The sequence below is a fragment of the Actinophytocola sp. NPDC049390 genome, from assembly GCF_044466355.1.
Classification (GTDB): domain Bacteria; phylum Actinomycetota; class Actinomycetes; order Mycobacteriales; family Pseudonocardiaceae; genus Actinophytocola.
This window is the reverse complement of the sequence record NZ_JBITMQ010000002.1, coordinates 307,093-321,396: the sequence shown is the minus strand read 5'-3', so window position 1 is coordinate 321,396 and position 14,304 is coordinate 307,093. Positions and strand designations below refer to the sequence as shown.

Here is a 14,304-nt window from a genome sequence, read left to right as displayed (position 1 = left end):
GGCGCGCCATGACCACCGTCGAGACCGTGACCGCCGAGGACGTGCGGCTCATGCAGGAGCTGGCGCAACGGGTCACCGCCACCCATCCCGAGCTGGTGAACAGCGACGCGTCGTACGGTGAGCTGGCGTGGAACTGGGGCAAGGACCACGCGAGCGCGGGCGCGAGCTGGCGGCGCGGGCTGTGGTTCTCCGGCGGCGACCTCGTGGCGTGGGGCTGGGCCCAGCTCCCGCGCCAGGTGCGGCGCGACGACGGCTCGGTCAGGGACGTCACCGGCGCCTACCTCGCCTACCAGGTCCATCCCGACCACGCCGCGCTGCTCGACGAGGTGATCGACTGGTTCGACGACACGGCCGGGAACGTCGAGCGCACGGTCCTGCCCGGCGCCGCCGACGAGTTCGGCCTGGCGCGGTGGGCGGCGCACGGCTACGGGCCCGACCCGGCCGGGCTCGGCGACACCGGGTACTGGACACAGCTCAACGAGCGGGACCTCACCGACGTGGCCGAGCCGGTGCTGCCGGACGGGTTCCGGTTCCGCACCGCCGACGGGGCCGGGCCAGCGGCCGCGGTCGCGGCTCACGTGGCCGCGTGGACGCCCACCACCTACACGGCGGAGAGCTACGCGGGCGTCCGGCTGACCACCGCCTACCGCGGCGACCTGCACGTTCTCGTCGAGGCGCCGGACGGCACGATGGCCGCCTCGACGATCATGTGGCTCGACGAGGTGAACAAGACCGTCGAGTTCGAGCCCGTGGGGACGCACCCCGGCTTCCGGCGGCTCGGACTGGGCAGGGCCATGCTCCTGCACGGAATGCACCTGGCGCGCGCGGCCGGGGCCACGCACGCCACGGTCGCCAGCCTCGGCGCACCAGGACACCCCAGCGCGCGGGAGCTGTACCACGGCGTCGGGTTCCGGGAGGTCTCGCGGGACCTCCCGCACCTCAGGAGCGCGGACTGAGGACCGACGCGTAGTGGCACGCCACCGGGTGGTCCGTCCCGTGCGGCTCCAGCGCCGGTTCCTCCGTGCGGCACCGCTCGTCCGCCTTCCAGCAGCGGGTGCGGAAGCGGCATCCGGTCGGCGGGTGCAGCGGTGACGGGACGTCGCCGGTCAGCACGATCTCCTCGCCACCCTGGTCGCGCCAGTCGTCCACGCTCGGTGCGGCCGACAGCAGCGCCTGCGTGTACGGGTGCGCGGGGGAGCGGTAGATCTGTTCGGTGTCACCGGTTTCCACGATCGTGCCCAGGTGCATCACCGCGACGCGGTCGGCGAAGTGGCGCACCACGCCCAGGTCGTGCGTGATGAACAGGTACGCGACGCCCAGCTCGTCCCGCAACTTCCGCAGCAGCGCGAGGATCTGCGCCTGGATCGACACGTCCAGCGCGGACACCGCCTCGTCCAGCACGATCAGCCTCGGCCGCACCGACAGCGCCCGTGCGATGCAGATCCGCTGCCGCTGACCGCCCGAGAACTGGTGCGGGTACCGCGACGCGTGCGCCGGGTTGAGGCCCACCCGTTCCAGCAGCGACGCCACCTCCGCGTCCCACTGGTCGCGTGCCACGACGCCCGGGTGGATCCGCCACGCCTCGGTGATCAGCTCCCGCACGGTCATGCGCGGGTTCAGCGACGCGTACGGGTCCTGGAAGACCAGCTGCACCTCGCGCCGCTGGTCCCGGCTCATCCCGACCAGTGACCGGCCGTCGAACCGGATCTCTCCTTCGAACGGGCGGATCAGGTTCACCACCGCTCTGGCCACAGTGGACTTGCCGCACCCGGACTCGCCGACCAGGCACACGGTCTCGCCCGCGGCGACGGTCAGGTTCACCCCGGCCACGGCCCGGATCTCACCGCGCCTGCCGAACAGGCCCTGGCGGGTCCGGTACCCGGCCACCAGGTCGACCAGCTCAAGCACTGAGCACCTCCTCCGCGAAGTGGCACGCGCTGGCCCGGCCCGACGGGATCACCCGCAGCGCCGGTGTCTCGGTCCGGCACCGCTCGCGTGCGAACGGGCAGCGCGGGTGGAACGCACAGCCGTCCGGCAGCGCCGACACGTCCGGTGGGTTGCCGTCGATGGGCCGGACCTCCCGCGCACCGTCCCGTGCGGACGGGCTGGCCGCCATCAGGCCGAGCGTGTACGGGTGGGCCGGGCCCGAGTACACCTCGCCGATCGTGCCGGACTCCACCGCCCGACCGGCGTACATCACCACCACCGACTGCGCGGCGCGGGCCACCACGCCGAGGTCGTGGCTGATGATGATCATCGCGAGGCCGGTGCGCTGCCGTTCCCGCAGCAGGCGGAGGATCTGCGCCTGCACGGTCACGTCCAGCGCGGTGGTCGGCTCGTCGGCGATCAGGAGCCGCGGTTCCAGCGCCAGCGCCATCGCGATCATCACGCGCTGGCGCATGCCGCCGGAGAACTCGTGCGGGTAGGACTTCGCGCGCCGCGCCGCGTCTGGGATGCCCACCTCGGTCATCGCGGCGACGGCCCGCCCGTGTGCCGCCGCGCGGGACATGCCCCTGCGGCGCCGGAACATCTCCGCGATCTGGTAGCCGACGGTCAGCGACGGGTTCAGCGCGGACAACGGATCCTGGAAGATCATCGCCAGTTCCTCGCCCCGCAGCGCGCGCAGCTCGTCGGGGGAGAGGGCGAACAGGTCGGTGCCGTCGAACCGGACCGCGCCCTCGACGACCGATGCCTGTGCGGGCAACAGTCCCATCACGGCGAGGGACGTGAGGCTCTTGCCGCTGCCGGACTCGCCGACCACGGCCAGGGTCTGTCCTTCCGCGACGGACAACGAGACCCCGCGAACCGCACGCACACCGCCGAACGCGACCGCGAGGTCGTCCACTTCGAGCAGGGCGGTCATCGCGCCACCACCTCCTTGGCCGGGTCGGACTCGTCACGGGCCGCGTCGCCGAGCACGCCGACGCAGATCACCACCAGCGTCAACGCGATGCCGGGCACCGCCGCGATCCACCACGCGGAGGCGAGGTAGTCGCGACCGTTCGCGATCGTCGAGCCCCACGACGCCTGGTCGACCGGCACGCCCAGGCCGAGGAAGCTCAACGCCGCCTCCGCGACCATGGTCAGTCCCACCTGGACGGTCGCGGCCACGAGCAGCGGCTGCACACACGACGGCAGGATGTAGTGCGCGAGGATGCGCAGGTCGCTCGCCCCCATCACCCGGGCGGACTCGACGAACTCCCGCCCCTTCGTGGTGAGCGCCGAGCCACGCACCACCCGCGCGAAGATCACCCACCGGGTCACGGCGAGCGCCACGATCACGTTGGTGAGGCTCGGCCCGAGCGCGCCCGCGAGCAGGATCGCCAGCAGGATGGACGGGAACGCGAGCTGCATGTCCCCGAGCCGCGAGATGATCGTGTCGAGCCAGCCGCCGTAGTACCCGGCGAGCAACCCGAGCACGAGCCCGACGAGCACCCCGGCCACGACGACGCTGATCCCGACGAGCAGCGACACCCGCGAGCCCGCGATCACCTGGGCCAGCACGTCCCGGCCGTTCTGGTCGGTGCCCAGCAACGCGAACGAGCCGTCCGACGCGGTGCTGCCCGGCGCCAGCAGCCGGTCGCCCACGCGGGTGGCGACGCTGTCGTAGGGCACGAGCACCGGCCCCAGCACGGCGACGAGCACGAACAACCCGAGCACGGCCGCGGCCACGACCGGCCCTGTCCCGAAGCGCTTCACACCGTCTCCAGGGTGACTCGGGGGTCGAGCGCGAAGTACAGCAGGTCGACCACGACGTTGATGCCGACGTAGAACACGGCGATGAGGATGATCGCGGCCTCGGCGACCGCGTAGTCGCGCTGCTGGATCGACTCGATCATCAACGAGCCGATGCCGGGCCACGCGAACACTTGCTCGATGATCACGGCGTCGGCGATGAAGTGGCCGAGGATCAGCCCGAGCACGGTCACCACCGGCGTCAGCGTGTTGCGCAGCACGTGGATGTTGAACACCACGCGCTCGTTCAGCCCCTTGGACCTGGCGGTGCGCACGTAGTCCTTGCCGAGTTCCTCCAGCGTGCCGTTGCGCACCAGCCGGGCGAGCCAGCCGAGGAACGGCAGCGCGAGCGTGAACGCGGGCAGCACCAGCCCGAGCAGCGACCCGTCCGCGGTGGCGGGCAACAGGTTCAGCGTCCGCGAGAAGATCAGCACCAGCATGATGCCGACCCAGAACGCGGGCAGGGCCTGCCCGGTCAGCGAGAAGTACGACACCGCCCGGTCGACGAGCTTTCCCTTGTGCCGCGCGGCGTGCAGGCCCAGCGGGAACCCCAGCAGCAGCGTGAACACGAGCGCGCACCCGGCCAGGGTGATCGTGGCGGGCAGCCGGGACAGCACCGCGTCGAACGCGTCGCCGCCCAGCCGCCACGACTCGCCGAAGTCCAGTCGGACGACCTCGCCGAGGTGCCGGACGTACTGCACGAGCAGCGGGTCCGACAGCCCCATCTCCGCGCGCTTCGCGGCCAGTTCGTCCGGGGTGGCCTGGCTGCCGAGGATCAGCGCCGCGGGGTCGCCGGGGATCACCCGCAGCACCAGGAACACGATGGTGACGGCGCCGAACAGCAGCAGGACCGCCTGTCCCAGCCTGCGCGCGAGGTAGACGATCACGTCACTCCCCGCCTGCTCGACGCGCGCACGACCAGCTCGGCGGGGAGCCGGCGCTTGTCCGCCCGGTCGTGGTCGCGGTCATGGTCGTCCTGTCCTTTCATCCGCCGCAGCAGCAGGTCGACGGCGGTCACGCCGATGTCGGCCGACGGCAGCGCGACGGTGGTCAGTGAGGGGTTGAGGTAGGCGGCGAAGGGGTGGTCGCCGAAGCCGCCGACCAGCACGTCCTCGCCGACCCGCAGACCGGCCTCGGTGAGTGCCCGGTAGACCCCGAGCGCGAAGTAGTCGTTGCCGACCATGATCGCGTCGGGCAGCCGGTCACCGCGCACGATCTCCTGCGCCAGCCGGTAGGCGTCGGCGGGCTCCCACGGCAGGGCGAGCGACTCGAGGCGCCTCGTGGGCACCGAGACCACCCGTTCACCGGTGAGGCCCGCGTCGGCGAGCGCGCGGCGGAACCCGGCGATCCGGTCGGCGACCGGCGAGATCGGCAGGTCCTCCTCCATCAGGCACACCGTGCGGGCGCCGGACGCCACGAGGTGGCGCGTCGCCTCGTACGCGCCACGCTCGTAGTCCACCCCGACGTAGTCCAGCTCCAGGTCCGCGAGGTCCCGGTTCAGGCACACGAGCGGGATGCCCGCGTCCGACAGCCGCGCCCAGTGCTCGCCGTCGCCCTGCACCGCGGGCACGACCAGCGCGCCGTCCACGTTCCACCGCAGCAGCGTCTGCGCGGCGTTCTGGTCGCCGTCCGGGCTCTCCTCGGTGAGCAGCAGCATCAGCGAGTAGCCCGCCGCGCGGCCCCGGTGCTCGATCGCGCTGATCAGCCTGGCGTAGAACGGGTTCGACGGGTTGGTGATGACGAGGCCGATGGTCATGGCCGAGCCGAGCACCAGCGAGCGCGCCATCGGGTTGGGCACGTAGCCGAGGCGTTCGGCCTCGGCCTTGATCCGCGCCCTGGTCTCCTCACCGACGCTGTCCTTGCCGGTGAGGGCCCGCGAGACGGTGTTCACGGACACCCCGAGCGATTTCGCGATGTCCTTCAGCGTCACCCGCCGCGAGTCGGCCATGTTCGTCCTCCCAGTTACGTGCCCACGGTCACGCCGCGCAGGTCCGGCTGGTTGCTCGGCGCCGGTTCGAAGCCGGTAACCGTACTGCGCAGGCCGTAGGTGCTGATCAGCGCGGCAGGGAAGATACCGACCGCGTCCTCCCAGACGATCTTGCAGGCCTGCGCGTACAGGTCGCGGCGGATGTCCTGGTCGGCGTCCTCGTGCGCCTTTCGCAGGATCGTGTCGAGCTCCGGGTTGCGGTAGCCCATCCGGTCGGCCTTCGAGTCGTAGAGCCGCCCGAGGGTGAAGTCGGCGTCGCCGGTGGTGACCGTGTTGGTCTGGAGCTCCATGTCGAACTCCTTGGCGTTGAGCCGCCGCAGCCACTCCGCCTTCTCCAGGCTCTGCGGTGTCACCTTCACCCCGATCTTCGCCCAGTCGGAGATCATCGCCTGGGCGAGCCCGTCCGCGAGCGGCCCGGTGTCGCCGAACCACATGAGGGACGTGGTGAAGCCGTCCCCCAGCCCGGCGGCCGCGAGGTCACGCTTGGCGGCGTCCGGGTCGTGGCCGTACGGCTCCTGCTCGGCGTGGCCGAACGCGGTGCGGGGGATGGGTGCGGTCATGACCTCGGCACCCTCGCCGAACAGGCTCTTGACGATCCCGGCCACGTCCACCGCACGCCACATGGCCCGCCGCACGCGCGGGTCGTCGAACGGCGCCTTCCCGCAGTTGAACCAGTTGAGGTAGTAGACATAGCTGGGCATCGTCTCGAGCGTGATGCCGTCGACGCCCTCCAGCTCACGCAGCTGGTCCGGCGGGATCGGCCACAGCGCGTCCAGGTCGCCGGTGCGCAGCGCGGTGATCTGGCTGGAGGTCTCCGGCAGGTACGGCAGGCTGACCTCCTTGAGCTTCGGCTTACCGCTCCAGTGGTCGACCGCGGTGAGCGCCAGCTCGTCGGCGGGGGTGAACGACGCGACCTTGAACGGGCCGCTGCCGACGGGCTTGCCGAAGAACCCGGACTGGGTCATCTTGGCGGCGGGCAGCACGAACATCAGGGTGAGGTTCGTCAGCATCGTGCCGAGCGGCCGTTCGGTCGTGATCGTCAGCGTGGTGTCGTTCGTCGCCTCGACCGACGTCACCGACGTCCACAGCGCGGACTGCGCGGTGTTGGCGTTCTTCACCCGCTCCAGCGACGCCTTGACGTCCTTCGCCGTGAGCTTCTCACCGTCGTGGAACGTCACGTCGTCCCGCAGCGTGAACACCCACGTGGTGTCGTCCGGCTGCTCCCACTTCGTCGCCACGGCCGGTTCGAGCTTCTCGCCGTTGCGTCGCACGAGGGTGTCGTAGATCAACCGCCCCGCGAGCAGTGTCGCCTCGTCCACACTGGACGGTCCGTGCGGGTCGAGGTCGTTGATCGGCTGGGTGAACGCCGCCCGCAGCGCCGACTCGGCACCCGACTGGGTGCCGCCGCCGACGCTGCACGCGGCGAGGTAGGCGCCGGCGAGCCCCATGCTGCTGATCTTGAGGAAGTTCCGGCGGGTGGTCACCATGTGTCTCTCCAATGCTCAGCCCTTGAGCGTGAGGTAGATCAGCACCTTCGCTGACCGGTCTGCCCCCTCGACGGACCCCCTGATCCGCAACCACTGCCCGAACTCGCGCACGGGCCACGACACCATTCCCGTTCCCTCGGCCACCTGCGCCGGTACTTCGGCGTCACACCAGTGCAGCCCGTCGGGCGACACCTGTGTGGTGAGCACGAGCTTGGTGTCCGATGTGGACGAGTCGAGCACCCGCACGAACCACCGGGCCTCGCTCGCCCAGCCGGACTCGTACGGCTCGGTGGTGAACTCGCCCGTCAGTACGCGGTAGCGCTCCAGCACCGCTGCCTGTGACTGTCGCATGAGGACCTACCAATCCACCGAGACGAGCACCGAGTCCAGGAACAGGAAGTTCCGCACGTCGGTGTGGGTACGGGCGCTGACGTAGAAGTTGAGGAGGTTGTCGAGCGAGTCGTAGCGCTCCTCGTACACCGGAACGGGCACGTCCCGCATGTCGTAGACGCGGTCGTTGACCTGCAGCTCGACGTTGCGCTGCGCCTCGGTGTCGATCTGCCAGCGCAGGTAGTGCCAGTTGACCTTGGTCGGCACCTCGTTGTAGCAGAACGACTGCGGCTCCCCGAACTGGTGCCAGTCCTCGGGGTTCGGCGCGGTGAAGTCGGCCAGCGCGTCGAGCTTCACCTTGCCTTCGAGGTGCTCGCGCGGGGTCGGCTCCGGCACGTTCGGGTACATCCAGCGGCGCGTGAAGTTGTTGTCCAGATCGGTGTTCTGGTACCTGACGACCGTGTGGTAGCGCTCCCCGCGGTCGTCGCAGATGTCGGTGGCGACGGTGAACGCGCCGAACTGCTGCTCGGACGGGTGGATGTTGCCGTCCCAGTCGCCCGCGCCCGCCTTGGTCGCCGCGCCGTTCTCCTCGGACGCGGACTCGGCCTTGTAGGTGAAGTAGGTCTCGAACTGCACCCGGCCCTTCTTCGCCATCGTGAGCCTGCGGATCGCGACCGCGGTGTGGCCCGTGACCGGCCGGGTCGCGACCTTGAGCGCGTAGTTGCCGGTCATCGCGCCGTGCGTGCCGGTGTCGAAGAACGTGCACGAGGACAGCTGCGGTGGGCGGAAGTCCCGCATGTGGTCGTCGACGGTGTCGAGGTTGCCCTCGCCGTCGTGGTTGCCGATCAGTTCGGTCCAGCCGTGGGTGCCGGTGTCGAACTTGTCGAACACGAGGATGCGGGGGAGCGGGTTGTACCGGGACAGGTCCGGGTCCGCGTCGAGCAGCGCCCTGCGCAGGTGCGCGGCGATGTCGGCGTCTGTGGTCAAGATCGGTCAGCTCCTGGGGATCGGCACACGCGGGGATGAACGTTCACGTGAGCGCTAACTGAGGAAGTGGCGTGAACGTTAATTCCCGATGGCGCGGCTGTCAAAGACCACTTCGGACTGAACCGGTACGGACGCGCCGGACCCCTTGACGGTGCGCTTCATGCGCACGTAACGTACCCATGAACGCTACCGATAACGTTAACTTAAGCGTTCAACTAACTGTGTGCAGTGGTCTGCTCACGTCCCCACCCACCCCGACCGACGCGGTTGGCCTGGGCGTCACCGGCCGTCGGCGCGTCGTTCCACCGGGCCCGCGACGCTCGCGCCCGAACGGAAGGGAATCCCATGCGTGTGAAAGCTCTGTTGTTGTCGGTCGCGCTGGCGGCCGGCCTCGCCGCGGTGCCGTCCGCGGGTGGTGCGGTCGCGGACGAGGTCGCGCGGCCGTGCCGGGACGTGCCGGTGACGCCGGTGCGCACCGGCGCGGTGTTCAACGATCCGGCGGGTGGTGACGCGACCGCGATCGTCCGAGCGATCTGCAACCTCGTGCACCAGGCGCCCGCCGGGTCGCGGATCCGCATCGCGCATTTCGTGGTGTCCGGCGCGGCGGGCCTCGACTTCGCCACCGAGCTGATCGCAGCGCACCGCCGCGGGGTGGACGTGCAGATGGTGCTCGACGGCTGGCAGGACACCACTCCCGCGGCGGAGGCGTTGCGTGCGGAGCTGGGCACCGACGAGTCGGCGGACTCGTGGCTGCACGTGTGCTCCCGGGTGTCCCCCGAGGGCAACACGTCCTCGTGCATCGGCACCAAGGGTCAGCACAACAAGTTCTACCTGTTCTCCCGCACGGGTGACGCACGGGACGTCGTGGTCCAGTCGTCGGCGAACCTGACGGACGTCAACTCGCGGACCTACTGGAACAACGCGACGACGCTCGTCGGCAACACCAAGCTCTACGCGGCCTACGACGCCTACTTCGAGGACCTGGCGGCCGAACGCGCCACGGACGACTACTACCGCACGACGACCACCGGCATGCCCGGCGGCACGGTGCGGTCGTACTTCTTCCCGCGCGCGGAAGGTGATCACGTGCTGGAGATCCTCGCGAAGGTCGGCTGCGACGGCGGCACCACCATCCACATCGGGATGTCGGAATGGGACAGCTACCGGATCGCGATCGCGGAGCGGCTGGTGGCGTTGTCCGGTCAGGGCTGCCGGGTGAAGATCGTCCACGGTCTGATGGACGACGAGGTGCTGGCGACCCTGTCGGCCGACCCGCGCATCGAGCGGCGTGTGCTGAACGACGCGAGCGCCCTGCCCGGCCGCATCCACTCGAAGTACTTCCTGATCGACGGCGAGTTCGACGGGGACGCGAACGCGCGGTGGGTGTTCACCGGCAGCCCGAACTGGAACGCCACCTCGCTGCGCCGCAACGACGAGGCGATGATCCAGACCAACATCCGCTCGGTGTTCGACGCGTACGAGGCGAACTTCGGGTACATGTTCGCGACCGCGTCCTGAGGTCGTTCGCCGGCCACGCGACGTCGCCGACGCGGCAACAGCACCACCACCCGGGAGAGGCCGGGCGCGCAGCGCCCGGCCTCCGAAGCGGGCCCCAGCCCCGTGCACAAGCCGGGCGCTAGGCCATCCATCCATGCCAAATCTCAACAAGCCCGCCGGACCACGTCACGTACGGCCGAACGGCTGAGGCTGCCGCGATGCGGGTTGAGCCCGGCGTTCCAACCAGGTCCAGCCGGTCACACCGGACCTGAACGTCCTTTGAGGAATGAATCTCCCCATCCCATCACGCGCGGTGAGATTCCCCCGGCGCAAGTGGACGAACAGTCACTGGAATTGCTCAGGAAAAAGTTGACTTTCGTACGAGGCGCCCAGGGTTTGTACTCCATTTCGCCCCATACAGTGGGACGGAGGTAGGTATCCCGGGAATACTGCCCGGGATGTCCTGTTCTGGGTGGCAATCGGTCGGCCGGACGGACGTCAAACGCCGTCGGTCCACGCCAACGACAGGGCAAACCGGCAGGTCAGCGCGCTGATCGCGAGATCGACCTTCGTCCTCTTCAAACAGTCCGTAATCGACTCATTACTTTCAGCGTCGTTCCGTGATTGTCTTCTCACTGCGCGGAATCTGACGTACGCTCCACTTCGCTGTCGGCTGAGGGGCCCTGGCGGCAACCCGATGTACGCCCTCAAGGAGGGCGAATTTGTGCTGCACATTTCTAGTCGGGAGGTGACAGCGATTACGGCCACGGAACCGCTGCGGACCGGTGCGTCGGAATGGGTCGACGAGGTATTGCTGAATGGTGCAGACAATGACGTCTGTTTACACCTGAAGACTGGCCCGATTGCCCGCTCCGCGCTACGCCGGCTGGTCCGCGACAAGCAGGAGACCCTGGTCGCCGCGGGGGTGCGGCCCGGCGGCTGCGTGGCGCTGAACCTGCCGCCCTCGCTCACCTACGTTGCCAACCTGCTCGCCGTCTGGCGAGCCGGTGCGCAGGCCGTTCTGCTCGACCACCGGCTCACCCGTTACGAAGTCGACGCGGCGGTCGATCGTCTCGGTGTGCAGGTCCTGGTCGCGGTCGGGGCCACGCACGGCAGCCCGCTGGACGTCTTCCACGACGTGACGGAGGTGATCACGGCCCGGGAGGGCAGGCAGGCGAACGCACCGCACGCGGTCCTCCAGCTCAGTTCCGGTTCCACCGGGCCGTCGAAGGTGATCGGCCGAACGGCCGAGGACCTGGTCGCGGAGGTGCACCGGTACACGGAGATCGACGGCGTGCCACTGCCTGGTGAGCGAATCGTCCTGCTGCCGTCGATGGTCCATGTCCTCGGTCTCGTCGGCGGACTCCTCTACGGGCTGCACGCGGGGATCGAGCTGGTGCCGCCGCGGCGGCTCACCGGCGAGTCCATCCTCGACGCGGTCGCGTCCGGCGACACACCGGCCACCGTGCTCGGCGTGCCGTTCCACATCGGACTCCTGAACTCGGTCGCCGAGCCACGCAAGCTCGGCCAGCTCAAGCGGATGACCACCGGCGGCGAGCTGGTGCCCGCCGCCGTCTCGGCGACGTTCGACGAGAAGTACGGCGTGCCGCTCGGGAACATGTGGGGGATGACGGAGCTGGGCGTCATCGCGACCGACCTGTTCGGCGAGCACCGCCCGGCGCTGCTGCCCGCGCCGGGCATCGAGGTCCGCGAAGTGGCCGGTGAACTGCTGATCCGGCGACGGGAGTCGCCGTACGTCGGGCTGTCCGATCCGGCGCGGTGGGCCGACGGCTGGCTGCACACCAAGGACGCCGGCCGGGTGGACCCGGACACCGGTCTCGTGACCGTGCTCGGCAGGCTCGACTCGCAGGTGTCGGTCGGCGGGCTGAAGGTCGACCTGACCGAGGTGGAGCACACGCTCACCGAGCTGCCGGGAGTCGCCGCCGCGGTCGTGTTGTACGACAGGGAGATCACGGCGTTCGTCCAGTTGGCGGGGGACACCCCGGGGCAGTCGGTGGAAGCCGCGCTCGCGGAACGGCTCGCGGCCTACAAACGACCGAAGACCACGCACTTCGTGACGGCACTGCCGCGCACCACGACGGGCAAGCTCGTCCGCGACCGCACCGTGCTCCACGACACGATCTCCTAGAAACCCTTACGGGACAGCGTTTCCCGACGAGTACACCGCAAACACAGTAGAAGGTGAGGACATGAACGCTGCTGAGGTCCGTGAGTTCGTGCTGGAGACCCTCCAGGAGATGAACTACGACATCGAGGGTGTCGACGACGACAGCACGCTCGGCCCGGCGGGTGTCGATCTGGAGTCGCTGGCGATGGCGGAGCTGGCCGTGCGTGTCGAGGACCGCTTCGGTGTGCGGTTCGCCGAGGAGGAGTCCGAGGAACTGGCGCTGATGACCGTCGGCGAGTTCACGAAGACGGTCGCCGAGCGCGCCTCGAACGTCGCCGGTGCGGGTCAGGCGGGATGAGGGAGAAACCCGCTGTCGCACGCGACGACGTCGTGGCGATGATCGCGAGCCTCGGGGACCGGTCGGTCGACGAGGTCGGGGACCGCGTCGACTCGATGCAGCTCGCGTGGCTCATGCACCAGGTGGAACAACGCTACGGCGTGGAGATCGAGCTGAACGACGGGCAGTACGCCCGGATGAGCACAGTGGACGGTGCGGTAGAGGTGTTGCGCGAGGCGATCACGGCGGTCCCGCATGAGTGAACCGCCGTTACGAACCGGTATCACCGGGCTGGCCGCGGTCAGTGCGCTCGGGAGAGGAGTGCAGGCCCAGCTGGCAGGCGCACTCGCCGGTGCCGCCGCGTTCGGCCCGGTGCGCCGGTTCGACGTCGGCGGACGCAGGACCACGGTCGCGGCGACACTGCCGGACGCGAGCACCCTCGCCGACGAGCTGGCCGGCGTGATCGACGAGGCGTGCACCGGTCTCACACCGGCGGAACGGGCGGAAACCCCGCTGCTGCTGGGCATTCACGGGCATCCCGACGCGGGCCGGTCGGCCACGGCGACCACGGCCGGGTTCGCGCGGGAACTGGCCGAGCGGGCCGGGCTCGCCGGGGTGGCGCGGATCTACACGTGTGCGTGTGTCTCCGGCAGCACGGCGGTCGCCGACGCGGCCGCGTCGATCCGGGCGGGACGGTCCGGGCGGGTCGTGGTGGCGGCGGGCTACCTCGTGGAGCCCGACCAGTTCGCGCTCTTCGACGCCGGACGGGCGCTCGCCAAGGACGGCGTCGCGCGCCCGTTCAGCACCGGACGGAGTGGACTGGTGCTCGGCGACGCGGTGTCGGCGGTGGTGCTGGAACCGTTCGGGGACAGGGAAGTGCTCGCAGAGGTCGCCGGGTGGGGGCGCGCGGGCGACGCCCACCACGTCGTCAGGCCGGACCCGGACGGGCACGGTATGGCGCGTGCCATCGGCGACGCGTTGCGGCGCGGTGGGATCGAACCCGGCGCGGTCGGGTACGTGAACGCCAACGCGAGCGGCGCGGACGGCGACGGCGCCGAGGCGGTGGCACTGCGGAAAGCCCTTGGCGCGCAACGGGTTCCGGTGAGTTCGACGAAGTCCGTGCACGGGCACGGGCTGGAGGGCTCCGGCCTGCTCGAACTCGTCGTCACGGTGCTCGCGGTGCAGGCGGGGAAGCTGCCCGCGACCGCGGGACACCTCGGTGCCGACCCGGCGTGCGACCTGGACCTGATCCTGGACGCACCGAGACCGGCGACGAGCCCGTACGCGCTGAGCGTCAACGCGGCCTTCGGCGGCGCGAACACGGCGGTGCTGGTGAAGGCGTCATGACCGAGCTCGCCACCGCGACCGTGCGGGAACCCAGGCCACTGCCCGGATTCGTGCTGTCCTCGTTCAGCCCGCTCGTGGCCGCCGCCGCGAACGAGTGCCTGACCACCCGTCACGGAAACGCGCCCGCCGCCGACGACGTCGGGGGGCGCACCGCGATCGTCGTCGTGAGCGGGAGCGGGGACGTGGCGATGGCCGAGCACGTGGCGCACGCGGTCGACGACGGCGCCCGCGTCGGGCCGCTGCTGTTCTTCCAGGCCGTGCCCAACAGCGTCGCCGGGCACGTCGCCGCCACCTGGGGTCTGCGCGGTCCCGTGGTCTGCCTGTGCCCGACAGGCGATCCGAAGGCGGAAGGCCTGGCGCACGCACGACTGCTGATCGACGACGGGGACGCCGACGAGGTGTTGGTGGTCCTCGTGGAACAGGCCGGCGCGGAGACCGCGCATGCCGTGCTGGTGAGCTGAAGGAGAGA

The 14,304-nt window shown here is 70.1% G+C and carries 15 protein-coding genes; 7 read left to right on the top strand and 8 right to left on the bottom strand.

What is annotated here, in order from left to right; genetic code table 11:
• Positions 1–8 precede the first annotated feature (8 nt).
• A complete protein-coding gene (locus tag ACIBVP_RS07650; RefSeq protein WP_396105204.1) occupies positions 9–956 on the top strand; it encodes a GNAT family N-acetyltransferase in 948 nt (315 codons plus the stop codon).
• On the opposite strand, the gene ACIBVP_RS07645 is transcribed toward ACIBVP_RS07650, so the two are convergent.
• The 8 genes from ACIBVP_RS07645 to ACIBVP_RS07610 are packed head-to-tail and all read right to left on the bottom strand — an operon-like array spanning position 940 to position 8,526.
• Entirely contained in the window at positions 940–1,908 is a 969-nt protein-coding gene (locus ACIBVP_RS07645) for an ABC transporter ATP-binding protein (protein WP_396105203.1), read from the bottom strand. The two genes, ACIBVP_RS07650 and ACIBVP_RS07645, sit on opposite strands and share 17 nt — an antisense overlap.
• Positions 1,901–2,863, bottom strand: coding sequence for an ABC transporter ATP-binding protein (locus ACIBVP_RS07640; protein WP_396105202.1), 963 nt, complete (start codon positions 2,861–2,863; stop codon positions 1,901–1,903). Before ACIBVP_RS07640 ends, ACIBVP_RS07645 begins: the two co-directional genes overlap by 8 nt.
• Entirely contained in the window at positions 2,860–3,699 is an 840-nt protein-coding gene (locus tag ACIBVP_RS07635) for an ABC transporter permease (protein WP_396105201.1), read from the bottom strand. The genes ACIBVP_RS07640 and ACIBVP_RS07635 overlap by 4 nt, the downstream gene beginning before the upstream one ends.
• Positions 3,696–4,622, bottom strand: coding sequence for an ABC transporter permease (locus ACIBVP_RS07630; RefSeq protein ID WP_396105200.1), 927 nt, complete (start codon positions 4,620–4,622; stop codon positions 3,696–3,698). The genes ACIBVP_RS07635 and ACIBVP_RS07630 overlap by 4 nt, the downstream gene beginning before the upstream one ends.
• Positions 4,619–5,683, bottom strand: a complete 1,065-nt coding sequence (locus tag ACIBVP_RS07625; RefSeq protein ID WP_396105199.1) for a LacI family DNA-binding transcriptional regulator — start codon at positions 5,681–5,683, stop codon at positions 4,619–4,621. Before ACIBVP_RS07625 ends, ACIBVP_RS07630 begins: the two co-directional genes overlap by 4 nt.
• 14 nt (positions 5,684–5,697) lie before the next feature.
• Positions 5,698–7,209 (bottom strand): ABC transporter substrate-binding protein, encoded by a 1,512-nt coding sequence (locus tag ACIBVP_RS07620; protein WP_396105198.1) that lies wholly within the window; start codon positions 7,207–7,209, stop codon positions 5,698–5,700.
• 15 nt (positions 7,210–7,224) lie between these two features.
• The gene (locus ACIBVP_RS07615; protein WP_396105197.1) at positions 7,225–7,560 is read right to left on the bottom strand and encodes a hypothetical protein; all 336 of its coding nucleotides are present in this window, start codon (positions 7,558–7,560) and stop codon (positions 7,225–7,227) included.
• A gap of 6 nt (positions 7,561–7,566) precedes the next feature.
• On the bottom strand, positions 7,567–8,526 hold the full coding sequence (locus tag ACIBVP_RS07610) for a DUF6772 family protein (protein ID WP_396105196.1): 960 nt from the start codon (positions 8,524–8,526) through the stop codon (positions 7,567–7,569).
• Between the two features lie 345 nt (positions 8,527–8,871).
• Here ACIBVP_RS07610 and ACIBVP_RS07605 point away from each other — a divergent pair, with 345 nt between their 5' ends.
• From ACIBVP_RS07605 to ACIBVP_RS07580, 6 genes are all read left to right on the top strand, one after another.
• Positions 8,872–10,044, top strand: coding sequence for a phosphatidylserine/phosphatidylglycerophosphate/cardiolipin synthase family protein (locus ACIBVP_RS07605; protein ID WP_396105195.1), 1,173 nt, complete (start codon positions 8,872–8,874; stop codon positions 10,042–10,044).
• A 727-nt stretch (positions 10,045–10,771) separates the two neighbouring features.
• The gene (locus ACIBVP_RS07600) at positions 10,772–12,172 is read left to right on the top strand and encodes a class I adenylate-forming enzyme family protein (protein ID WP_396105194.1); all 1,401 of its coding nucleotides are present in this window, start codon (positions 10,772–10,774) and stop codon (positions 12,170–12,172) included.
• A gap of 61 nt (positions 12,173–12,233) precedes the next feature.
• A complete protein-coding gene (locus tag ACIBVP_RS07595; RefSeq protein WP_396105193.1) occupies positions 12,234–12,509 on the top strand; it encodes an acyl carrier protein in 276 nt (91 codons plus the stop codon).
• A complete protein-coding gene (locus ACIBVP_RS07590) occupies positions 12,506–12,751 on the top strand; it encodes a hypothetical protein (RefSeq protein WP_396105192.1) in 246 nt (81 codons plus the stop codon). Before ACIBVP_RS07595 ends, ACIBVP_RS07590 begins: the two co-directional genes overlap by 4 nt.
• On the top strand, positions 12,744–13,835 hold the full coding sequence (locus tag ACIBVP_RS07585) for a beta-ketoacyl-[acyl-carrier-protein] synthase family protein (RefSeq protein ID WP_396105191.1): 1,092 nt from the start codon (positions 12,744–12,746) through the stop codon (positions 13,833–13,835). The genes ACIBVP_RS07590 and ACIBVP_RS07585 overlap by 8 nt, the downstream gene beginning before the upstream one ends.
• Complete coding sequence (locus tag ACIBVP_RS07580; protein WP_396105190.1) at positions 13,832–14,296, top strand: beta-ketoacyl synthase chain length factor; 465 nt, start codon at positions 13,832–13,834, stop codon at positions 14,294–14,296. Before ACIBVP_RS07585 ends, ACIBVP_RS07580 begins: the two co-directional genes overlap by 4 nt.
• Positions 14,297–14,304: the final 8 nt, after the last annotated feature.